General features: G+C 60.8%; 22 protein-coding genes. 20 read left to right on the forward strand and 2 right to left on the reverse strand.

What is annotated here, in order from left to right; translation table 11 throughout:
• Nucleotides 1-39 precede the first annotated feature (39 nt).
• Nucleotides 40-1,131, forward strand: a complete 1,092-nt coding sequence (locus PC358_RS21665) for an aminopeptidase (RefSeq protein WP_033702486.1) — start codon at nucleotides 40-42, stop codon at nucleotides 1,129-1,131.
• Between the two features lie 33 nt (nucleotides 1,132-1,164).
• On the opposite strand, the gene PC358_RS21670 is transcribed toward PC358_RS21665, so the two are convergent.
• Both PC358_RS21670 and PC358_RS21675 read right to left on the reverse strand, forming a co-directional pair.
• The gene (locus PC358_RS21670) at nucleotides 1,165-1,815 is read right to left on the reverse strand and encodes an HAD family hydrolase (RefSeq protein WP_033702488.1); all 651 of its coding nucleotides are present in this window, start codon (nucleotides 1,813-1,815) and stop codon (nucleotides 1,165-1,167) included.
• A gap of 19 nt (nucleotides 1,816-1,834) precedes the next feature.
• On the reverse strand, nucleotides 1,835-2,383 hold the full coding sequence (locus tag PC358_RS21675) for a gamma carbonic anhydrase family protein (protein WP_033702489.1): 549 nt from the start codon (nucleotides 2,381-2,383) through the stop codon (nucleotides 1,835-1,837).
• Between the two features lie 66 nt (nucleotides 2,384-2,449).
• Here PC358_RS21675 and prlC point away from each other — a divergent pair, with 66 nt between their 5' ends.
• The 19 genes from prlC (at nucleotide 2,450) to PC358_RS21770 (ending at nucleotide 22,618) form a co-directional block, all read left to right on the forward strand.
• Entirely contained in the window at nucleotides 2,450-4,537 is a 2,088-nt protein-coding gene (prlC, locus tag PC358_RS21680; RefSeq protein WP_033702490.1) for an oligopeptidase A, read from the forward strand.
• Complete coding sequence (locus PC358_RS21685) at nucleotides 4,534-4,815, forward strand: YheV family putative zinc ribbon protein (RefSeq protein WP_033702491.1); 282 nt, start codon at nucleotides 4,534-4,536, stop codon at nucleotides 4,813-4,815. Before prlC ends, PC358_RS21685 begins: the two co-directional genes overlap by 4 nt.
• Before the next feature lie 132 nt (nucleotides 4,816-4,947).
• A complete protein-coding gene (locus PC358_RS21690) occupies nucleotides 4,948-6,954 on the forward strand; it encodes a M3 family metallopeptidase (protein ID WP_033702492.1) in 2,007 nt (668 codons plus the stop codon).
• Between the two features lie 76 nt (nucleotides 6,955-7,030).
• On the forward strand, nucleotides 7,031-8,089 hold the full coding sequence (locus tag PC358_RS21695) for a PA0069 family radical SAM protein (protein ID WP_033702493.1): 1,059 nt from the start codon (nucleotides 7,031-7,033) through the stop codon (nucleotides 8,087-8,089).
• A gap of 563 nt (nucleotides 8,090-8,652) precedes the next feature.
• On the forward strand, nucleotides 8,653-9,609 hold the full coding sequence (trbB, locus tag PC358_RS21700) for a P-type conjugative transfer ATPase TrbB (protein WP_033702494.1): 957 nt from the start codon (nucleotides 8,653-8,655) through the stop codon (nucleotides 9,607-9,609).
• 14 nt (nucleotides 9,610-9,623) lie between these two features.
• Entirely contained in the window at nucleotides 9,624-10,019 is a 396-nt protein-coding gene (gene trbC, locus PC358_RS21705) for a conjugal transfer system pilin TrbC (RefSeq protein ID WP_050506148.1), read from the forward strand.
• Between the two features lie 3 nt (nucleotides 10,020-10,022).
• A complete protein-coding gene (locus PC358_RS21710; RefSeq protein ID WP_033702495.1) occupies nucleotides 10,023-10,334 on the forward strand; it encodes a conjugal transfer protein TrbD in 312 nt (103 codons plus the stop codon).
• Nucleotides 10,331-12,889: a VirB4 family type IV secretion/conjugal transfer ATPase gene (locus PC358_RS21715; RefSeq protein ID WP_033702496.1), complete on the forward strand. Its 2,559-nt coding sequence runs from the start codon at nucleotides 10,331-10,333 to the stop codon at nucleotides 12,887-12,889. Before PC358_RS21710 ends, PC358_RS21715 begins: the two co-directional genes overlap by 4 nt.
• Nucleotides 12,886-13,635 (forward strand): conjugal transfer protein TrbF, encoded by a 750-nt coding sequence (locus PC358_RS21720; protein WP_033702497.1) that lies wholly within the window; start codon nucleotides 12,886-12,888, stop codon nucleotides 13,633-13,635. Before PC358_RS21715 ends, PC358_RS21720 begins: the two co-directional genes overlap by 4 nt.
• 10 nt (nucleotides 13,636-13,645) lie before the next feature.
• Nucleotides 13,646-14,536: a P-type conjugative transfer protein TrbG gene (gene trbG / locus PC358_RS21725; protein ID WP_033702498.1), complete on the forward strand. Its 891-nt coding sequence runs from the start codon at nucleotides 13,646-13,648 to the stop codon at nucleotides 14,534-14,536.
• Nucleotides 14,537-14,538: 2 nt separating this feature from the next.
• The gene (locus tag PC358_RS21730) at nucleotides 14,539-14,982 is read left to right on the forward strand and encodes a hypothetical protein (RefSeq protein WP_033702499.1); all 444 of its coding nucleotides are present in this window, start codon (nucleotides 14,539-14,541) and stop codon (nucleotides 14,980-14,982) included.
• Between the two features lie 6 nt (nucleotides 14,983-14,988).
• Nucleotides 14,989-16,374: a TrbI/VirB10 family protein gene (locus PC358_RS21735; protein ID WP_033702500.1), complete on the forward strand. Its 1,386-nt coding sequence runs from the start codon at nucleotides 14,989-14,991 to the stop codon at nucleotides 16,372-16,374.
• Nucleotides 16,375-16,396: 22 nt separating this feature from the next.
• A complete protein-coding gene (gene trbJ / locus PC358_RS21740; protein ID WP_033702501.1) occupies nucleotides 16,397-17,197 on the forward strand; it encodes a P-type conjugative transfer protein TrbJ in 801 nt (266 codons plus the stop codon).
• Nucleotides 17,198-17,208: 11 nt separating this feature from the next.
• Complete coding sequence (gene trbK, locus PC358_RS21745) at nucleotides 17,209-17,454, forward strand: entry exclusion lipoprotein TrbK (RefSeq protein ID WP_033702502.1); 246 nt, start codon at nucleotides 17,209-17,211, stop codon at nucleotides 17,452-17,454.
• Nucleotides 17,455-17,499: 45 nt separating this feature from the next.
• Nucleotides 17,500-19,218 carry a P-type conjugative transfer protein TrbL gene (gene trbL / locus PC358_RS21750; protein WP_050506149.1) on the forward strand — a complete coding sequence of 573 codons (1,719 nt, stop codon included), beginning with the start codon at nucleotides 17,500-17,502 and terminating at the stop codon, nucleotides 19,216-19,218.
• 13 nt (nucleotides 19,219-19,231) lie between these two features.
• Nucleotides 19,232-19,534 (forward strand): TrbM/KikA/MpfK family conjugal transfer protein, encoded by a 303-nt coding sequence (locus PC358_RS21755; RefSeq protein WP_033702503.1) that lies wholly within the window; start codon nucleotides 19,232-19,234, stop codon nucleotides 19,532-19,534.
• Between the two features lie 11 nt (nucleotides 19,535-19,545).
• On the forward strand, nucleotides 19,546-20,151 hold the full coding sequence (locus tag PC358_RS21760; protein WP_077068718.1) for a lysozyme family protein: 606 nt from the start codon (nucleotides 19,546-19,548) through the stop codon (nucleotides 20,149-20,151).
• 245 nt (nucleotides 20,152-20,396) lie between these two features.
• Nucleotides 20,397-20,855 (forward strand): hypothetical protein, encoded by a 459-nt coding sequence (locus tag PC358_RS21765; protein WP_033702604.1) that lies wholly within the window; start codon nucleotides 20,397-20,399, stop codon nucleotides 20,853-20,855.
• A 68-nt stretch (nucleotides 20,856-20,923) separates the two neighbouring features.
• Nucleotides 20,924-22,618, forward strand: a complete 1,695-nt coding sequence (locus PC358_RS21770) for a phospholipase effector Tle1 domain-containing protein (RefSeq protein WP_081874767.1) — start codon at nucleotides 20,924-20,926, stop codon at nucleotides 22,616-22,618.
• The last annotated feature ends 2 nt before the right edge of the window (nucleotides 22,619-22,620 follow it).

Here is a 22,620-nt window from a genome sequence, read left to right on the forward strand (position 1 = left end):
TTGGAGCGAATTGGCCGTGAGCGAGTCAGACAGTCCCAGATGCTTCGACTATTTCTTTTTCAGCGCTCAGGCCCTGGGCCACTCGACCGCGTTTTCACCCGCTTTGTTCCCCTGCTGGTGGCTGTTCTGCTGAACGGTTGTAGCAGTGTTGGCTATTACGGGCAGTTGGCGCAGGGCCAATGGCAGCTGTTGCGCGCGCGCCAGCCGGTGGAACAGGTAATGGCAGATCCGGCCAGCAGCCCGCAACTGCGGGCGCGCTTGCAACATGCCGAACAGGCCCGAGTGTTCGCCAGCCAGCAGCTGAAACTGCCGGACAACCGCAGCTACCGGGTTTACGCCGACCTTGGCCGCCCTTATGTGGTGTGGAACGTGTTTGCCACGCCGGAGTTGTCGTTGCAGCCGGTGACGCATTGTTTCCCGATCGCGGGCTGCGTGGCCTACCGTGGTTACTACCGCCAAGGTGCGGCGCGTGGCGCGGCGGCGTTGATGCGCCAGGCAGGCATGGATGTGTATGTGGGCGGTGTCGAGGCTTACTCGACTCTGGGCTGGTTCGACGACCCACTGTTGTCTTCGATGGCCGGCTGGGGGGACGAACGGCTGGCCTCGCTGATCTTCCATGAGTTGGCCCATCAGCGCTTCTATGTGCAGGACGACACGGCGTTCAACGAGTCGTTTGCCACCTTCGTCGAGCAGGAAGGCGCGCGGCAATGGCGCGCGGCACGCGGGCTTGCAGCGAGCGAGGATGATCAGGCCGGGCAGCGTGACCAGTTCATTCGGCTGGTGCTGGCCAGCCGCGAACGGCTTCAGGGGATCTACGCCGGCCCCTTGGATGATGCGCACAAGCGGGCGGCGAAGCAGGCCGAGTTCGAGCGGTTGCGGCGCGAGTACCGGCAGGTGCGTGATGGCCAGTGGGGTGGGGACACGCGTTATGACGCTTGGATGTATGGGCCGATGAACAATGCCAAGCTGCTGCCGTTTGGGCTGTATGACCAGTGGGTGCCGGCGTTTGCGGCGCTGTTCCGGAAGGTTGACGGGGATTGGGCGCGGTTTTATCAGCGGGTCGAGGCGCTGGGGCGGCTGTCGGGTGAGGCGCGCAAAGCCGCGTTGGAGCGGCTTGTCGTTAGCCAATGAGATTTTCGGGCCGCTGCGCGGCCCCATTCCATTTCAGGCCTTGATGAAGGCCTGATGCATCTCGGCCAGGGTGGCGAAATGGAAGGCTGGCGTCTCGGCCTTCAACTCTTCCTCGCTACCAAACCCGTACCCCACCGCCACCGCCTGCAGCCCATTGCTGCGGGCGCCGATCAGGTCATGCTTGCGATCGCCGATCATCAGCGTCTGCGCCGGGTCCAGCCCTTCTTCGTCCAGCAAGTGGCGAATCAGCTCGACCTTGTTGGTGCGGGTGCCATCCAGCTCGCTGCCATAAATCACCTTGAAGTGGTGATCGAAGGCGAAATGCCGGGCGATCTCGCGGGCGAACTCCCAAGGCTTGGACGTTGCCACATACAGCGTGCGCCCCTGGCCAGTGAGGGCTTCGAGCAACGCCGGCACCCCTTCGAACACCTGGTTTTCATAAAGGCCGGTGACGCGGAAGCGCTCGCGATAGAAATTCACCGCCTCCCACGCCTTGGCTTCGTCAAAGCTGTAAAACTGCATGAACGCCTGCAGCAAGGGCGGGCCGATGAAGTGTTCGAGGCGGGTCAGGTCCGGCTCGTCGATACCCAGTTTGGCCAACGCATACTGGATGGAGCGGGTGATGCCCAGCCGTGGGTCGGTCAGGGTGCCGTCGAGGTCGAAGAGGATGTTCTGCTGGTGCATGTAAGCGGTTCCACTCAAGTCATTCGGGTTGGTCGTAGCCTTCGGCCAAGTGCTGGTCCTTGAGCTTGACGTAGTTGCCGGCGCTGTAGGGGAAGAACGCGCGCTCCTTGTCGGTCAGCGGCCGGGCCTGTTTCACCGGGCTGCCAACATACAGGAAGCCGCTGAGCAGGCGCTTGCCGGGCGGTACCAGGCTGCCGGCGCCGATGATCACCTCGTCCTCGACGATGGCGCCATCCATGATTGTGCTGCCCATGCCGACCAGGATGCGATTGCCCAGGGTACAGCCGTGCAGCATCACCTTGTGGCCGATGGTCACCTCATCACCGATGATCAGCGGGAAGCCGTCGGGGTTGAAAGGGCCGGCATGGGTGATGTGCAGCACGCTACCGTCCTGCACGCTGGTGCGGGCGCCGATGCGGATGCGGTGCATGTCGCCGCGTACTACAGTCAAAGGCCAGACCGAGCTGTCTTCACCAATCTCTACATCGCCCAGCACTACCGCCGAGCGGTCGATGAAGGCCCGTGGTCCAACTTTCGGAGTGTGTTGCTGGAAGCTTCGGATGGCCATGATAGGGTCTCTCATCTGTGCCGATAGGCAGGCTGCCTGCTGCGGTCGGCGTCGATTGTAATTAAGATGGTCCAGTGTTTCTTCTGCCAAGGTATCCAAACCGTGAGTGCGAACAACCCGCTTCTGCAGCCCTACGATCTGCCGCCCTTCTCGGCGATCCGTGCCGAACACGTGCTGCCGGCCATCGAAGAGATCCTGGCCGACAACCGCAAAGCCATTGCCGAGATTCTCGAACAGCAAGGCAAGACCCCTTCCTGGGCAGGCCTGGTGCTGGCCATGGACGAACTCAATGACCGCCTGGGCGCTGCCTGGAGCCCGGTCAGCCACCTCAATGCCGTGTGCAACAGCAAGGAACTGCGCGAGGCCTACGAGTCTTGCCTGCCGGCGCTGAGTGCCTACTCTACCGAACTGGGCCAGAACCGTGCGCTGTTCGACGCCTACCAGGCCCTGGCCAACAGCCCGGAGGCGGCTGGCTTCGATGTGGCGCAAAAGACCATCCTCGACCATGCCCTGCGTGATTTCCGCCTTTCGGGCATCGACCTGCCTGCCGACAAGCAGCAGCGCTACGCCGAAGTGCAGAGCAAGCTCAGCGAACTGGGCAGCCGCTTCTCCAACCAGCTGCTCGATGCCACCCAGGCCTGGACCAAGCACGTCACCGACGAAGCCGCGCTGGACGGCTTGACTGACTCGGCCAAGGCGCAGATGGCCGCCGCCGCCCAGGCAAAAGCGCTCGACGGCTGGCTGATCACCCTGGAGTTCCCCAGCTACTACGCGGTGATGACCTACGCCACCGATCGCGCCCTGCGCGAAGAGCTGTATGCCGCCTACTGCACCCGCGCTTCGGACCAAGGCCCCAATGCCGGCCAGTTCGACAATGGCCCGGTGATGCAGGAAATCCTCGACCTGCGCCAAGAGCTGGCCACACTGCTGGGCTACCCGAACTACGCCGAGTTGAGCCTGGCCACCAAGATGGCCGAGTCCAGCGACCAGGTGCTGAGCTTCCTGCGTGACCTGGCCAAGCGTTCCAAGCCGTTCGCTGCCCAGGACCTGGAGCAGCTCAAGGCCTATGCCGCCGAGCAGGGCTGCCCGCAACTGGCCAGCTGGGATGCCGGTTACTTCGGCGAGAAGCTGCGCGAGCAACGCTACAGCGTGTCGCAGGAAGCCCTGCGTGCCTACTTCCCGATCGACAAGGTGTTGTCTGGCCTGTTCAGCATCGTCCAGCGCCTATATGGCATCGAAATCGCCGAACTCAAAGGCTTCGACAGCTGGCACCCGGACGTGCGCCTGTTCGAAATCAAGGAAAACGGCCAGCACGTCGGCCGTTTCTTCTTCGACCTCTATGCCCGCGCCAACAAGCGTGGCGGCGCCTGGATGGACGGTGCGCGCGACCGTCGCCGTACCGTCGATGGCGTGCTGCAGAGCCCGGTGGCCAACCTGGTGTGCAACTTCAACCCGGCCGCGCCAGGCAAGCCTGCGCTGTTGACCCACGATGAAGTCACCACCCTGTTCCACGAGTTCGGCCACGGCCTGCACCACCTGCTGACCCGCATCGAACACGCGGGTGTGTCTGGCATCAACGGCGTAGCCTGGGATGCAGTCGAGCTGCCGAGCCAGTTCATGGAAAACTGGTGCTGGGAGCCGGAAGGCCTGGCGCTGATCTCCGGCCATTACGAAAGCGGCGCTGCCCTGCCCCAGGACCTGCTGGACAAGATGCTGGCCGCCAAGAACTTCCAGTCCGGCATGATGATGGTGCGCCAGCTGGAGTTCTCGCTGTTCGACTTCGAGCTGCACGCCACCCATGGCGATGGCCGCAGCGTGCTGCAGGTGCTCGAAGGCGTGCGCGACGAGGTGACGGTCATGCGCCCACCGGCGTACAACCGCTTCCCCAACAGCTTCGCGCACATCTTCGCGGGCGGTTACGCGGCGGGCTACTACAGCTACAAATGGGCCGAGGTATTGTCGGCTGACGCCTTCTCCCGCTTCGAAGAAGAAGGCGTGCTCAATGCCGACACTGGCCGTGCCTTCCGCGAGGCGATCCTGGCCCGAGGCGGATCGCGTGAGCCTATGGTGCTGTTCGTCGACTTCCGTGGCCGTGAACCTTCCATCGATGCATTGCTGCGCCATTGCGGGCTGAGCGAGGACGCAGCGGCATGAGTGAGGTAGCTGTGAACAAGACCAAGAAACGCTTCATCGCCGGGGCCGTGTGCCCGGCGTGCAGCGAGCCGGACAAGTTGATGATGTGGAACGAGGACGGTGTACCGCACCGTGAGTGCGTGGCCTGTGGTTTCACCGATACCTTGAATGAACAAGGCCTGTCGGTACCGTCGGAGCTCGGTACCCGGGTCAACCACCTGGCGCCCAAGGCGGCGCCGGCCAAGGTGCAGACGGTGCAGTTCTTCCCCAACCCCAAATTGAAGAAACCGTCTGAGTGAAGCCGTCTTGCCACCCGGGCCTTGGCCTGGGTGGCAGGTTTCAGCTCGACCCTGGGTGTTAGATAGTCAGGCCAGCGCCTGCCCGCTGGTGGCGCATGCTCGCTTGCTCCAATCAGAGCAAGGTAAACAGCGATGGACACCCGCAACCCCCTTCTGCAACCCAGCAACGTACCTGTCGATTACGACGCGGTGACGCTGGATAACCTGCGTGCAGCGTTCGACTACGCGCTATCGGCTCATCAACAAGGTATCGCCCAAGCCCTCCTGGCTCAGCAGTCCATGCCGACCTGGGATGACCTGGTCATGGCGATCGATGACCTGGATGCACAACTGCTGGCGGTGCTGTATGCGGCTTCACCGCTGATGTACAAGGGTGCGCCATGGGTCGAACTGGTTGAAGAGTTGTACGGCGCCATGCTTGAGCGCTTCGAGCAGAAGATGGCCGACCCTACCTTGCAAGCGTTGTATGAGCGCCTGGCCAACAGCGCCATTGGCAAGCATTTGGACGCGCACAAGCAAGCGACCCTGCGCTGGTACCGTCACAACTTCGCCTTGCACGGTGCCTTGCTCGATGCCCCAGGCCGCATGCAACTTGCGGCCATCAATGCCCAGGTACGCGAGCTTGCCGGGCGGTTTGCCCAGAACATGGCGCGCCCGGGCACGCTCATCCTCGACGCCGGGCAATTGCAAGGCCTTGCTCCACGGTTGTTGGGCGAGCTGCAAGCCCAAGCGCTGCAGGTTGGGCAAGCCGGCTGGTTGATACCCGCAGACCAATACGTGACCAACACGGTCCTTGAACATGCCGCGAACCGTAGCCTTCGGGAGCAGATCTACCGCCACCAGCACAGCCGTGGGGTCAGCGCCGAGGTGCAGCATGACAATGGTCAGCTCTTGCTGCAGTTGGCCCAGGCGCGTGAACAGAAGGCACATCTGCTGGGCTATGCCGACTACCCGTCACTAAGCCTGCACTCGAAAAGTGCCGGCGGCCTTGCCCAGGTTCTGCGCTTTCTGCACGGCCTGGCAGCGCGCGTCAAACCGGTCATGGAAAAGCACCGTGTGCACGTGCAAGCGCTTGCTGACAAGCACGGCCTGGACACGGCGCAGCCATGGGACAGGCGCTACCTGCATCGGCTCGAAAACCCGGCTGGGCAGGCGCTCTCCATGGACAGCTTGCGAGCGTACTTTGCCCTGGACAACGTGATCGAGGCCTTGCTGACGCTTGCGCAACGGCTGTTTGGCCTGGTCTTGGTCCGCAAGTCACTGGCGACATGGCATGCCAGCGTCCAGGCGTACGAAGTCTGGCTGGACAATGCACTGACTGGCTTCCTTTACTTGGATGTCGTGCAATACCCAGGCAAGCAGCCGGGCCAGGTCGAAACCCGTTACATCCGTAACCGTCGGGTCGATGCCGAAGGGCGTTTCCACCCGGCCACCGTGGCGGTCTTCAGCGATATTCCCTCGACCATTGATGGTACCCCGCCCTTGCTGGACCACATGGCGCTGCGCAAGCTGTTCCATGAGTTCGGGCATGCCTTGCACCATCTGCTGGTGCGCACCAACAATCAGGTGCTTTCCAATGTCAGCGCGCTTGGCGCCGATGGTGTCGAGGTGTTCGGCAAGCTGTTCGAGCGCTGGGCGTGGGATGCTGGCTACCTGGCTGGCATTTCTGCGAACGCAGAGGCTGGACAGCTGGACGCGCAGCAGTTGGCCGCCTGTCTGGATGGCCTTCGCCAAGGGGCTGTCACGGACACTGCCGAGACCCTGGCGATGGCGCTGTTCGATCTGGATTTGCATGCCACGCCGAATGACGGCAGGCGCGTGCGGCAGCGCCTGGAGGATGCCCGGGCGCAGTGTGGGTACTGGCCGCTGGAAGCATACGAGCATCCGGCCCATGCATTCGATTACCTGCTGGATTACTACGACGCTGGCTACTACGCCTACCTGTGGTCTGATGTGCTCGCATTCGATCTGTTCTCGCGTTTTCAAGCCAGCGGCCTGCTAGACCGGGCAACGGGGCGTGATTTGCAAATGGCGTTGCTTGAGCCTGGCGCTTCCCGACCATTGCTTGAAGGTATGCACGCATTTTTGGGCCGCGCGGTGAGTCACGAACCTTTCCTGCGCTGGCATGGCCTGATTTGAGCCTGTACTGACCAGAGGTGCTGGCATGGATGCCCGCTTCTTTGTACTGTGTATAAACACAGTACAGGGGCGCGCCATGTTACCTCCAGCACCGCAAAAAGGCCGTGGTACGGCGCACAATCCGCACAACCGCTTCGCCCCCAACCGCTCGGTGGTGGAGGATGACGGCTGGTACCAGGAGGTGCCGATCAGCCAAGGCACCGAGGTGCGAATCGAGACGGCAAAGACGGTCATCAGCCGCAACACCTCGCCCGATCTGCCATTCGACCGCTCCATCAACCCCTACCGAGGTTGCGAGCATGGCTGCATCTACTGCTACGCCCGCCCCTCACACGCGTATTGGGACCTTTCCCCAGGGCTGGATTTCGAAACCAAGCTGATCGCCAAGACCAACGCGGCCGAAGTGCTCGAACAACAGCTGAGCAAGCCGGGTTACGTCTGCGCGCCCATCAACCTGGGCTCCAATAGCGACCCCTACCAGCCCATCGAGCGTGATCACCTGCTGACCCGTCGCTTGCTGGAGGTACTCCTGCGCTTCCGGCACCCGGTGACCATCGTCACCAAGGGTTCGCTGGTACTGCGTGATCTGGACTTGTTGGCCGAGATGGCCAGCCAGCGCCTGGCGTGGGTGATGATCAGCCTGACGACACTGGATGACGACTTGAAGCGGGTGCTGGAACCGCGGGCGGCTTCGCCCAAGGCGCGGTTGCGGGCGATCCGGGTGCTGCGCGAGGCGGGGGTGCCGGTGGGGGTCTTGTGTTCGCCGATGATTCCGATGATCAACGACAGCGAACTGGAGCGCTTGCTCGAGGCCGCCAAGGAAGCGGGTGCCCAGAGCGCAGCCTACATGATGTTGCGCCTGCCGCTGGAAGTGGCGCCGCTGTTCGAGCAATGGTTGCAGGACCATTATCCCCAGCGTGCGGCCCATGTGTTGAGCCTGATTCGCCAGAGCCGCGGCGGTGAGCTGTATGACAGCCGCTTTGGTAAACGGATGCGTGGCGAGGGCATTTTTGCCGAGCTGCTGGCTCAGCGCTTCGCCAAGGCCGCGCGCAAACTGGCATTCGAAGGGCGTGAAGCACAGGCGCTCGATTGCTCCAGGTTCTGCCCGCCTGGTGGCCAGTTGGCATTGTTCTGAAATGTGTTTTGAAGATGCAAAGGTGGCACGGGGTATATCAATATGACATCCAATTGCCATCACTCAGTGATACTTCAGCGCGTGCAGTGAAGTGTCGACGCAGGCAGGGCGAAATACAGGTTTATCCTACTTCCAGCTGCTGGAGTTTAGGTAAGAATACGTCGCGTGCGAGTGTGAACTGTGTCTAATTTTGCGCGCCATTTCATACTGGCAAATATAGTGGCAATTAAATATCAAACTAATATAGAGCATGGCTGCGGCCCAGATACCCCGCCGCTCACAGCCCTTTTTTCGAGCCGAGTCAATGGGACGTTAGTTCCAAGGTTGTAAGAGATCGCTTACAAAGATGTAGGAGATCGACTCTTTCGTTAACAATTGTTGCCGGGTAATCTGCGCGCCGTTGTGAATTGGCTCTCATAACTCGAACAAATTCTGCAATTGCAGGTGAGTTCGGGTCGCGGACATGTCGATTCGCCATTAGTTCAATGAACTGCACGCGCAGAACATTTGGAAAGTCCTCCCCATGACCTTGGGGTGGTATCTATTTTCATGGACGATCAAGTGTGGACATTGCAGAAACTGCCAGCCTGAAAGAGCGCGCCAAAAAGAAACTGGAGCGTGATGCCGGCCCCCTCATCATCGATGCGCTTAACGATCCACAGACCGTCGAGTTGATGTGCAACGGCGACGGCAAACTGTGGCTGGAGCAGTTGGGTAAGCCAATGCAACACATCGGCGAACTGCGCCCGGCCCAGGCCGAGTCCATCATCAAGACCGTGGCCGGCTACCACGGCAAGGAAGTGACCCGCAGCAAGCCGTTGCTTGAAGGCGAATGGCCGCTGGACGGCTCTCGCTTCGCCGGGCAACTGCCCCCGGTGGTCCGCGCCGCCACGTTCGCCATCCGCAAGAAGGCGGTGGCCATCTACACCCTGGACCAGTATGTCGAATCGGGGATCATGACGGCGGTGCAGTGCGACGCCATCAAGCGCGCCATCCGCGATCACCGCAACATCCTGGTCATCGGCGGTACGGGTACCGGCAAAACCACCCTGGTCAACGCCGTCATCAATGAAATGGTCGTGGAATTCCCCAGCGAGCGGGTGTTCATCATCGAAGACACCGGCGAGATCCAGTGCGCGGCCAAGAATTTCGTGCAGTACCACACCACCGTCGATGTGAGCATGACCCACCTGCTCAAGACCTCCCTGCGCATGCGCCCGGATCGCATCCTGGTGGGCGAGGTGCGCGGCGAAGAAGCACTCGACCTGATCGATGCCTGGAACACCGGCCACCCCGGTGGCGCGGCGACCTTGCACGCTAACAGCGCCAGCGAGGGGCTGACCCGCCTGAAATCCCTGGTTTCCCGTAATAAATCGGCCCCGGCCGAAATCGAACCGCTGATTGGCGAAGCGGTTCACGTCGTCATCTCTATCGCCAGAACCCCAGAAGGCCGCCGCATCCAGGAAATCCTCGAGGTTTCCGGGTACGAAAACGGCCGCTACACCATGCGCAATCTTTAAGGAAAACACTGCACATGCACGCCAACACTTCGCTGTTCCGTTTCAACGCCCAAACGTTTGGCTACCTGGCTTTCAGCTTCCTGCTGCTGGCGGTGATGGTGGCGCCGGACAATGCCATGGCGGCCTCAAGCACTGGCGGCTCGCTGCCATACGAAAGCTGGCTGACCTCCCTGCGTACATCGGTCACCGGCCCGGTTGCCTTTGCTCTCTCGATCATTGGCATCGTGGTGGCGGGTGGCGTGCTGATCTTCGGCGGTGACCTTAACGGGTTCTTCCGTACGCTGATCTTCCTGGTACTGGTAATGGCACTGATCGTGGGTGCGAACAACATCATGACCGGCTTCTTCGGCACCAGCGCTGAATTGGCGCAATTGCTGCCGCAGCAGAGCCTGGTGCAGGGTCAGGTCTGAGCCATGGCACTGCGCACGATTCCCATCCGGCGGGCCGGCAACCGGGACAACCTGTTCATGGGCGGGGATCGCGAGCTGGTGATGTTCTCTGGTTTGCTCGCCTTCGCGTTGATCTTCAGCGCGCAAGAGCTGCGCGCAACCGTAGTGGGCCTGATGCTCTGGTTCGGTTCGCTGTTCGTGTTCCGCGTGATGGCCAAATCTGACCCTAAGATGCGCCACGTCTACCTCCGTCACCGGCGCTACAAGGCGTACTACCCGCCACGTAGCACACCGTTCCGGGACAATCCTCCAAGTCAGGGAAGTCAATACAAATGATCGAAGGTATTGCGTACGCCATCGCAGCCCTCGGTGCGCTTCTGGTCCTGCTGCTGATTCAGCGCCTGATGCAGGTCGATGCGGAGCTCAAGCTGAAAAAGCACCGTTCTACAGAGGCCGGCCTGGCCGATCTGTTGAATCATGCGGCGATGGTCGATGATGGTGTGATCGTGGGTAAGAACGGCGCCTTCATGGCCGCCTGGCTCTACCGTGGTGATGACAACGCCAGCAGCACTGAGGCGCAGCGCGAACTGGTCTCGTTGAGGATCAATCAGGCGCTGGCGGGTCTGGGCAACGGCTGGATGATTCACGTCGATGCGGTGCGCCGTCCGGCGTCGAACTACTCGGCCAAAGGTGTATCCCATTTCGCCGACACCCTCACCGAGGCGATGGACGAAGAACGCCGCGCGTACTTCGAATCACTGGGTACCATGTACGAAGGCTATTTTGTGCTGACCCTCACCTACTTCCCCCCGATGCTGGCCCAGCAGAAGTTCGTCGAACTGATGTTCGACGACGATACTGCGCCCCCTGATGCCAAGGTCCGTACCCGCAACCTGATCGAGCAATTCAAGCGCGACTGCATCAGTGTTGAAGGCAGCCTGTCGTCGGTGCTTAAGCTGACGCGCTTGAAAGGTAACCGCCAGGTCACCGAGGAAGGTGCGCAGATTACCCATGACGACTTGCTCAGCTGGGTGCAGTTCTGCGTCACTGGATTAAGCCAGCCTGTGTTGCTGCCGAGCAACCCGATGTACCTCGACGCTGTAATCGGCGGGAAGGAACTGTGGGGCGGCGTGGTGCCAAAGATCGGTCGTAATTTCGTCCAGGTGGTCGCCATCGAAGGTTTTCCGCTGGAGTCGGCGCCGGGCATTCTTGCCGCGTTGGCCGAGCTGCCTTGCGAGTACCGTTGGTCCAGCCGTTTCATCTTCATGGACACCCATGAAGCGGTGCAGCACCTGGAAAAGTACCGCAAGAAGTGGAAACAGAAAGTCCGCGGCTTCTTCGACCAAGTGTTCAACACCAATAACAGCAACATCGATCAGGATGCGCTGGCCATGGTGCAGGACGCCGCCGATGCGATCGCCGAGGTCAACAGCGGCCTGGTCGCACAGGGTTACTACACCAGCGTGGTGGTCCTCATGGGCGAAGACCGCGCAAGCCTGGAAGAGTCCGCACGCAATGTCGAAAAAGCTATCGAGCGCCTGGGCTTCGCCGCGCGCATCGAGACCATCAACACTCTCGATGCCTACCTGGGTAGCCTTCCTGGCCACGGCGTGGAAAACGTGCGTCGCCCGTTGATCAACACCTTGAACCTGGCTGACCTGCTGCCCACCAGCAGCATCTGGACTGGTAGCGCCGACGCGCCCTGCCCGCTCTACCCGCCGCTTTCGCCAGCCTTGATGCATTGCGTTACCAGCGGTGCTACGCCGTTCCGCCTCAACCTGCACGTCCGTGATCTGGGCCATACCTTCATGTTCGGGCCAACCGGCGCGGGCAAGTCGACGCACTTGGCGCTAATCGCAGCCCAACTGCGTCGTTACAAGGGCATGTCGATCTTCGCGTTCGACAAAGGCATGTCGATGTACCCGCTTGCGGCCGGCATCCGCGCGCAGAGCAATGGCCGCTCCGGGCGCCACTTCACGGTGGCCGCTGACGATGAGCGCCTTGCCTTCTGCCCGCTGCAGTTCCTCGAGACCAAGGGCGATCGTGCCTGGGCAATGGAGTGGCTGGATACTGTACTGGCGCTCAACGGCCTGGAAACTACTGCGGCCCAGCGCAACGAGATCGGCCATGCGGTGATGACCATGTTCCGCGACGGTTCCCGCACGTTGTCCGAGTTCTGCATCATCGTGCAGGACGAGTCTGTCCGCGAAACCCTGCGCCAGTACACCGTGGACGGCACCATGGGCCACCTGCTCGATGCCGAGGAAGACGGCCTGTCGCTGTCCGATTTCACCGTGTTCGAGATCGAAGAGCTGATGAACCTGGGCGACAAGTACGCCCTGCCGGTGCTGCTGTACCTGTTCCGCCGCATCGAGTGCGCGCTCAAGGGCCAGCCGGCGGTGATCATCCTCGACGAAGCCTGGCTGATGCTCGGCCACCCGGCGTTTCGCGAGAAGATCCGTGAGTGGCTGAAAGTACTGCGTAAGGCCAACTGCCTGGTGCTGATGGCCACGCAGAGCCTTTCGGATGCAGCCAACTCGGGGATTCTCGACGTCATCGTCGAGTCCACGGCCACCAAGATATTCCTGCCCAACGTCTATGCCCGCGACGAGGACACCGCTGCCCTCTATCGCCGCATGGGCTTGAACGCCCGGCAGATCGAGATCCTCGCCACCGCTGTTCCCAAGCGCCAGTACTACTACGTGTCGGAAAACGGCCGGCGCCTTTACGACCTTGCCCTTGGCCCACTGGCCCTGGCCTTCGTCGGCTCCTCCGACAAAGAGTCGGTGGCTGTCATCAAGCGCCTGGAAGCCAAGTTTGGCGATGCCTGGGTGGCGGAGTGGCTGGCTGTCAGGGGACTGAGACTGAATGATTATGGAGTCGCCGCATGAGCCTCGCTGACAGCATCAAGGGACTGGTCTTCAAGCGTCCCGCCAGTGCTACCGCCAAGACGGAGGCGCCACAGGGCGCCGTCCTCGACAACCCCTACCTTACTGCTCGCCGTACCTGGAACGACCATGTCGGCAGCCTGGTGACCTCGCGCCAGTCCTGGCAGGTGGTGGGTATCCTTTCGATGATGGTCGCCCTCGCCGGCGTTGGCGGCATCATCCACATTGGAAGCCAGTCGAAGTTCGTGCCCTACGTGGTGGAAGTCGACAAACTTGGCCAGCCTATGGCTGTCGCCCCCGCACAGGCGGCAGCGCCGGTGGACCTGCGGGTAATGAAGTCGCAGGTGGCGTCTTTCATTACCGATGCGCGCACCGTCACTCCGGACGTTGCGCTGCTGCGTAAGTCGATCTTCCGCATCTATGCCCTGCTGGGGCCTAACGACCCGGCAACGCAAAAGATGAACGAGTGGCTCAACGGCAGCAAGGAATCGAGCCCGTTCGTACGCGCCGCCGAAGAGACCGTGAACGTCGATATCCGCTCGGTGATGCAGCAGACCCCGGAGACCTGGCAGGTGGACTGGGAAGAAGTCAGCCGCGACCGCCAGGGCTTGGTCAAAAGCAAGGCCAACTGGCGCGCGCTGGTGACCACCTACTCCGCCGAACCCACTACTCAGACCAGCGAAGAGCAAGTAAGGATGAACCCGATCGGGACCTACGTGCGCGACTTCTCCTGGGCCAAGCAACTCTGAAGGACCGACCATGAACCGTTACCTTTGCGCCATGCTCGCGGCAGCCTTGCCCGTCTTCGCGCAGGCCGCGCCAGGAACCAGCCAGGCCGATCTGTATTTCTCCGATGCCAACCCGACGCTAACCCCTCAGGAAAAGGCAGCGCTGTCGATTTCCCAGCGCTGGCAGCAGGCTAGTGCCACCGGCATCAAACCGGTGGATGGCGGCGATGGCACCGCCCGCTTCATTTTCGGTGCCCAGCAACCGAGCATTGTCTGCGCCGTGCTGCAGGTCTGCGACATCGCCTTGCAGGCGGGTGAACAGGTCAACTCGATCAACCTCGGCGACACCGCGCGCTGGACGGTCGAGCCGGCTATCACCGGCGTGGGCGAGAACGAAGTCCAGCACCTGATCATCAAGCCGATGGATGTGGGCCTGGAAACCTCGTTGGTGGTCACCACAAACCGCCGCACCTATCACTTCAAGCTGCGTTCGCACCGTACCGAGTACATGCCGCAAGTCGCCTTCACCTATCCGGAGGAAGCGCTGGCGAAATGGAACCTGATCAAGAATCGCGAAGTGACCGAGCGCCGCAAGGCGACCATTCCGGAGACCGGCGAATACCTGGGCAACCTGAACTTCGACTACAGCGTCAACGGTGACACCTCGTGGAAGCCAGTGCGTGTGTACAACGACGGCAGCAAGACCATCATCCAGATGCCGCGCACCATGGGCCAGACTGAAGCGCCGACGCTGCTGGTAATTCGCAAGGAAGGTGGCTGGTTCAAGGATGACGAGACTGTGATGGTCAACTACCGCGTTCAGGGCGACCGCTACATCGTCGACACCGTTTTCGACAAGGCGATCCTGATTGCCGGCGTCGGCAAGTCGCAAGACCGCGTCACCATCCAGAGGGGTAAATAACGATGCGAGCATGGATCGCACCTTTTGCCTGCCTCTTGCTTGCGGCCTGCTCCAACGGCCCCTATGGCAATTTTGCCGAACGCGCCACGCCAGCGATCAACCAGCAGTTGGCCAGTGCCACTGCTCGCCAATTGGCGGTGGTGCATCCGCCGGCCAGCACGCGCCTGCGGGTCAACCAGAAAACCTCTGACGGCTACGGCGCATCTTTGGTAACCGCACTGCGCGCATCGGGCTTCTCGGTGCAGGAATTCAACCCCGAAGCTCAGCCTGCGCCAGCCCCGGCCGGCACGGCAGTGCCGCTTACGGTCAATTATGTCCTCGATACGCCCAAGGATAGCGAGCTGTTACGCGTGACCTTGTTGGTCGGGCGCGAGTCCTTGAGCCGCGTCTATGCGGTACAGAGCGGCCGCGTGCTGCCTGCCGGGGCCTGGGTGCGCAAGGAGTGACGAACGATGAGTAGCAGCAACGATGTCATGTCTCCCGATGCATCGCCTGGCAAGCTGAACCGCAAGAGCGGTGTGCGCCGGGTCAACAACTGGCCGATGTACCTCATCGGCGGCGCCGCCATGGTGTTCCTGCTGATCATGCTGCTGGTCGCGTCTGATCGCGCCGAGGAGCAGGACAAGCCGGAGAAAAAGAAGGCGGAAAAGGCCGGCAACAGCAGCATGTTTGCCCAGCAGATCAACGGGATGGACCAGGACGGCATCATCCCCAGCAAAGCGCAGCCACCGGTCGTGCCGAAACTGGATGACACGCCAGCAGCGCAACCTGCCGCTCTGCAGGTCGTGCGCCCGAGTAACATTGATGCGCCACCGCTGCCTCCACGCGAGCTGCCGCCCAGTGCAAATTCCGAAGAGCTTGATCGCATCCGTCAAATCAAGCGGCAGCAGTTTCAGGAAGCGGTGCGGGCGCGCAGTACCGTGCAGGTCGATGCACCGCGTAGCGCTGGCTCAAGCGTGAGTGGTGGCCCGGTCAGCAGGGAGGATGCCCTGGCTCGCATCGCAGCGGCCCGTCAAAGTCTGCAGGAGACGTCGCGCAGCGACCCAACCGAGGCCTACAAGGCGCGCCTGGCTGAAATACGGGCGATCGGTACGGGCGGTGGAGATGGCATGTATGACGGTGGGCAGGGTGATTCGCCTTTCCTGGTTAAAGCGGCCAGTAATTCTGGCAAGGATTACCACCAGTTCGGCAAGTCTGGTGAAGACGACCGCTGGCATTTGGACGCGGCGATGGAAAAGCCGCGTAGCCCCTACGAACTGCGTGCCGGCTATGTGATACCAGCTGTCATGATTTCCGGCATCAACTCGGAGCTGCCTGGCCAGATCATTGCTCAAATCGCCCAAGGCGTTTACGACACTGCCACGGGTAAGCATTTGCTGCTGCCCCAAGGATCACGGCTGATCGGCTCTTACTCCAGCGACGTGGGTTATGGTCAGTCGCGCGTACTGGTGGCCTGGCAGCGCATTGTCTTTCCTGATGGCAAGGCAATGGACATCGGTTCGATGCCCGGTAGCGACAGCGGCGGTTACTCCGGCTTTAACGACCAAGTCAACAATCACTATGTCCGTATCTTCGGCTCGGCGTTGTTGATGTCAGGGATCGTTGCCGGTGTCAGCCTCAGCCAAGACCGCGCCAGCAGCAACGAAAGTGACCGGGAGACCGCCAGTAGCGCCATGAGCGAAGCGCTGGGCCAGCAGTTGGGCCAGGTGACAGTACAAATGATCAGAAAGAACCTGAACATTGCGCCAACCCTCGAAATCCGTCCGGGCTATCGTTTCAACGTAATGGTTACCAAGGATCTGACGTTCTCGAAGCCCTACAAGTCTTTCGACTACTGAGCAATTTGCCAAGGAGAGCAACATGAAATACCCGACCTTGTTGAAACCCACCATTGCGCTGTTGGCCGGTCTTGCATTTACCTTTCCCGCGCACGCGGGTATCCCCGTGATTGATGGAGCAAACGTTGCCCTCGGCAAGCTGGCGGTTGTGGAGAGTGTGAAACAGACCGCCAAGCAGCTAATGGAATATGAAAAACAGGTCGAGCAGTACGCGCGCCAGGGCTTGCAGTACCAGAAACAGCTCGAACAGTACGAGAACATGGTGCAAAACACGGCGGCGCCGGCGGCTTATATCTGGGACAAAGCCAATGCCACCATCAACAAGTTGATGGAAACTCAGGACATGCTCAATTACTACACGCATCAGGCGGGAAGCCTGGATGCGTATTTGAAAAAGTTCCAGGACACCAACTATTACAAGAGTTCCCCATGCTTCGGTGGTGGCGGTTGCACAGACGGGGACCGTGCGGAGCTGGTCCGGCATGAAGAGATGGTATCCGAATCGCAGAAAACGGCGAATGACGCCTTGTTCAGAAGTATCCAGCAGCAGCAAGAAAACTTGCAGGCTGATGCCAGGCAGTTGGAGAGCCTGCAGCAAGCTGCGACCACGGCGGATGGCCAGGTGAAGGCGATTCAGTACGCCAACCAATTGGCCAGTCAGCAATCCAACCAACTGTTGCAGTTGCGCACGCTGATGCTTGCTCAACAGGCGGCGGAAGCCAACCGAGCGGCGGCAGAGCTGGATGAAAAGGCCCGCGGTGAAGCCCAGGCCAAAAAGCTGACAACGTGGCAGTTCAAGAAAAGCCCTGTAGACAATTTCTAAGGATATCAATGATGAAGTTCACGACTACCAAGCTGGCCCTGGCGCTGTCTGTAATGGCAGCCCTGGCGGGTTGCTCAGAAGAAAAAGTGCCTGAGCCTACCAAAGAAAATTGCACTGCACCGCTGTATGAAGAACACCTGGATAGCCTCTCCAAAGAGGCGAATCGTAATGAGTTCATCACGAACTGCAAAAGCTTCCTCAAGGCACGCAAGATGACCGAGTGGAAATTTAAGAAAAGTCCAGAAGACCAATTTTAAGACGGGGTCAGGTTGATGATTTGGGCGCGTCGGAGATCACTCTTGATGGTACTGCTGGTTGCAGTTGTTATTGCAACGCCGACGCTCGTCTACGCGGCGGATCAGCAATTGGAAAGCTCAGGCATCATGAATGAGGTGCTTCTCCGGTTCCACAAGGCGACGGAGAAGTGGCTGCCGACTATCCAAGCGGCTGCCGAACGGCTGTTTCTGGCCCTGGCTACCATATCGATGGTCTGGACGTTCGGCATGCTGCTGATGCGAAAGGCAGATATTGCAGAGTTTTTCTCCGAGCTCATCCGCTTCATGGTGGTTTTCGGCTTTTACTGGTGGCTGCTGAAAAATGCAATGCAGGGCATGAGTATCGCCGATACCATCGTTCGTTCATTGAGCCAGCTTGGCGCTTCCGCCGGAAATCTCGGCACGACAGATCTGAAGCCCTCCACCATTGTGGACCTTGGCTTCGAGCTATATGACAGGACCATCCAGGCGGCTGATCAATTGACGTGGCGTGAGTTGGGCCGTCAGCTGACCATGGAATTCATGGCCATCGGTATATTGCTGGTGTTGGCGATCGTGAGCATCAACCTCTTGGTATTGCTTGCATCGAGCTGGTTCCTCCTCTATGCCGGCGTTTTCTTTCTGGGGTTCGGCGGCTCCCGCTGGACATCCGACATGGCGCTGAACTACTACCGTGCTGTGCTGGGTGTCGGCGCACAATTGTTCGCGATGGTGTTGCTGATTGCGATCGGCAAGGATTTTATTCAAACCTTTGTCGCCCGAATCAGTGATGAAGTTGCTGTGCAGGAACTTGCCGTGATGTTGGTGGTTTCGGTCTTGCTGCTGTTTTTGGTGAACAAGATCCCACCCATGATTGCAGCCCTCGTGGGTGGCGCAGGCAGTGCATCCACCGGTATCGGCAACTTTGGGGCCGGTGCGGTTGTAGGTGCCGCAACCACCGCAGCGTCAATGATGAGTAAGGGCGCTTCGGCGATGATGACGGGCGGCGCGAACATGATGGGCGCTGCGCAAGCCTTGCAATCCGCCTTCAAAGGCGCGCAATCGAGTGTTGCCGCAGGCTCCGACATCGCCTCGCGCATGGGGGGCATGTTGGGTGGCCCTTCAAGCGCTGGCGGAGCAAGCTCCGGCGGGGGCAGCGCTGGTGGCCCCAGCGCGCTCGGCTCGGCCATGGGCTTTGCGTCCGCCGCATCCGCCGCATCCTCGGCATCTGGAGGTGGTGCGCAGGCAGCCTCTTCTGCTGGAGGCGAATCCTCTTCGGGGGGCGGTTCGTCTGAGTCATCTTCTGGCGGTGAGTCTGCGGGTGCAGCGCCCAGCGGCGCTCAATCTGACTCATCCAGCGGGTCATCCGGTGCAGCGGGTGCCTCAGGTGCCTCTGCAGGAGGTGGTGGTGAGACGGGGTCTGCCGAGACCTCAGCCAGTGACGGTGGCTCAACCAGCGGCATTTCGGGTTCGCAAGGTGGCACGGGCGCCAAAGGTGGTAATGCCGAAGGGGCTGGCAACTCAACATCCAGCAGGGCAGGCACCGCAGGTCGCATAGCCCTGCAAATGGGCGGCAACCTCATGTCGGGGATGGGGCGGGCGGCACAGTCACGCATCGACAATTCCCTCGCCGGGCGGGTTGCCATGGAAATTTCCGAACCCGGCTCCACCCGCCGTTCAAACTTGGACACCCGGTCGTCCAGCCGTGACTTCGAACCGGATGCCGAAGTGAAGAACTTCAGCGAGAGCAAACAGGACAGGACTTGAACAAGGAGTGCTCATGAACTTTGCAAAAACGCTTCCAGCCGCCGTGCTGGCCGCCAGTTTCGCCGTCGCCTTGCCCGCCCAGGCCGATGACCCTTGCGCCACTGTCCTGTGCATGTGGGGCAAGCTGAAGGGGGCGGGTGTGGTCGATAACTGCAGTGACCCGGTCAATGACTACTTCAGCATCGTCAAAAAGAAGAAGGGCAAGATCAAGCTGAGCCAGACCTCGGACGCTCGCCAGTCCTTCCTCGACCAATGCGAGACCGCCGACCCGAAGGCAACCAAGTCGATCAACAACAAGTTCGGCAAGGTCATCTGAGGCGCGCCACGATGCCATTTGTCGCTGACGTTCCGCCCCCGGCCCTGAGCGAACCCATCGCCTGCTCGATCATGGCGGCGGTCAAATACGAGCTGCCGGTGAACATCGTCCTGGCCGTGTCCGGCCAGGAAGGTGGCAAGCCTGGCCAGTGGGTGCGCAACCACAATGGCACCTACGACGTGGGCCCCATGCAGTTCAACACCGCCTACCTGCGCGAGCTCTCGCGCTACGGCATTACCCCTGAGGATGTCGAGCAAGGCGGCTGCTACTCCTACGAGCTGGCCGCCTGGCGCATCCGTGGCCACGTGCGCAATGACCGCGGCGACTTGTGGACGCGGGTGGCGAATTACCACTCGCGCACCCCCGCCATCAATGCCCGTTACCGCCAGCAGATCATGCGCCGCGCTGTCTATTGGGCCGATTGGCTGGATGCCCGCTTTGCCACGCAGCAGGTGGCGCAGAGCGCGGTATTCTCTGGCGCGCCGGCCGAGGCGTCCGTGGCAGTGGTCGACACCCCGCAGGCGATGAAGGCGGCTGTCGTGCAGCAGCCGGTCATGCCGCAACCCGTGGGCACGTCAGCCTATGTGCCCCGGGGGCTGGTGATGGGGAGCAAATGATGGATTCGCTGGTCACAGTAGCCGCATCTCGAAACGATACAGGGACCCGCCGCGAGGCGGATGCAAGGAGAGAAAGATTGAACCTACCCCCTCTCGGTATGGGCACTGCCGTTACCGACAAGGCATCGCGCCGCCCCTGCCGCCTCTGGCCGCGGCTGCGCCTTGGCGCGCTCGTACCCCTCGTGCTGGGAGCCTGCATGCTCCTGCCTGCCACCTCTTCTGAACTTCAAGCCAAGGAGCTTTCCATGCAAGACAATCAAGGCCAGTACCAGCCCTACACCCCGGGCATGAAACTTCCCGAAGGCGTGTTCCCGCCGATGAAGGGTTATACCCATGAGGACTTGATTGGCGCTGCTGCCCTACCCGTAGAAGCGGTGATGAAGGCTGAAGGAATAGACCCCACCCTGATCAAGGAATCGCTCTTCGCCCTGGCCAAACACCTCAATGAGGCACTGGAGGCGCAGAACGTCGAGTATCAGATTTCGACCTGGTACCAGAAGCCTTACGACAATCCCGCTGACCGCACCAAGAGTGTTGCCGCCATGGGCGAGAGCTTTGGTGCTTTGGCGATCCGTGCTGCAGGGCAGTCGCTGCGAGGGTCCCCACTCTTGAACATGGGCGAAGCATTCTTCGAACGCTACACCCGAAGCGCCGGTGATGGTGTCCACGATCTGATCGTGACCCTAAACAAACCGGGTGCCTGATACGGGTTCGAGAATGTCTTGGAGCGTTCGTCCTGTCCTGGCGGCGGGATGATCCATAGGGATATGAAATGAGCGATGCAATGCGTTTTACGGTGTACTTCGACGGCACCGGTAACAACAAAGACCTGAATACACCTGAAGGCACGCAGACCAACGTTGCCCGCCTGTATGACCTGGACACCGCCAAAGGTACCAACCTGGCGCGTAACTCGGGGCATGAACCGCAGCAGTACGATGCCAAGGAGCGCTCCGGCCAATCGGAGAAGGTCTACTTCGATGGTGTTGGCAGCCAATCCAGTACCAGCGGGCGTTCGCTGCTCGAAGGCGCAACCGGCCGGGGTGCCCAGGAGCGTATCGACCAGGCCTACGACTCCATTGTGGCCTTTCACAACAAGTACCCGGACCAGCAGATCGACGTCAACATTGTCGGCTTCAGCCGCGGTGCATCGCAGTCCCGCGCCTTGGCCAACGAGTTCATCGAACGTGGCGTCCCCAAACTCGATGACCAGGGCAAAGCGACCGGGGAATACTTGATTCCTCCAGGCCAGGCGCACGTCAACAAGCTGGGTATCTTCGACACGGTCGCCACTGACGGTTTGTCGAATACCGATACCCATCTGGGCAAGAACCTGGAAATCAGCAAGAACGTCGATTCGACCACCCACCTGGTGGCGATGAACGAGTACCGCGACACGTTCCCCCTGACCAGTGCCCTGCGTAACGACGACAACTCGCGCATAGAGGAGTTGAAGTTTGCCGGCGCGCATTCGCAGGTCGGCGGTGGTTACAAGGACGATGTGCTGGCAGCCGGGCCATTGGCGGTGATGCACGATCGCCTGCAGTCGGCCGGTATAGAAATGAAGCCGATGCAGCAGGAGGATGTTCAGCGCATCGAGCAGTACAACACGTTGATCAAAAGCCCGGAGAAAGTTGAGCAAGCGCTCATCGACTCGCGCCTGTTGAAGGGTGAGAACGCGTTCAGCCGCAACGCGGATGGCTCGTTCCAGACAGTGGACAATATGCCCTTCCCGATGGAACGCGGCATGATCAACGTTTTTGACCGCCAGGCTCGCCCCTTCGATCACGAGACCAATGGCCGCGGGGTAATCTTCGAGAACGATGATCGGCTTAGCCGCAACAGCGTTTCCAGAGCCGTTGAAGGGATCGGCGATCGCCTTAAATCGCTTGGCCAAGATGCCCTGTCCGCTTCGGCACGCTTCCTGGGCATTGACACGCGCGAGCAGGCGATAGAAGAGGGCAAAGGGCTGTATGCCGAACTCATGTCGGAAAGGGCCGCCACTTCACAGCAGCAAGTGGCTACGCTGTCTGGCGAGCTTACGGCTTCACGGCCCAGCGCTGGTTATATCGAGAACCTGAACCTGCAAGCGGTGCCAGTCCCTGAGGGCGCCAAGCAGGGCCAGCAGCAAGACCCGCAGGCCCAGCAGCGCAGCGACTCGTTCAAGGCCATGGAAGACAAAGCCCGCAACCTCAACCCCTCGGCCAGTATCGGCGAAGCTTCAGAGAGTGGGCGCAAGGCCGTCAGCGGGATGGTCGTCGACATGGACGAGCACCACATCCTGCAGAAGGTCGGCCAGACGGATCAGTTCGTCATTCATGACCGCCGTGACGTCGACCCGAGCCGCAACTTCCAGGTAGGCAAGAGCACGGCGATCGTCCACGAGAAAGGCATCGGCGACCTGACCCGTGATGTGGCGCCGAAACTGGAGCTCGATACCGGGCTTTCTCAGGCCATGCGTCGGTGATT

Origin of the sequence: Pseudomonas capeferrum, from assembly GCF_000731675.1 — a bacterium.
Classification (GTDB): Bacteria; Pseudomonadota; Gammaproteobacteria; order Pseudomonadales; family Pseudomonadaceae; genus Aquipseudomonas; species Aquipseudomonas capeferrum.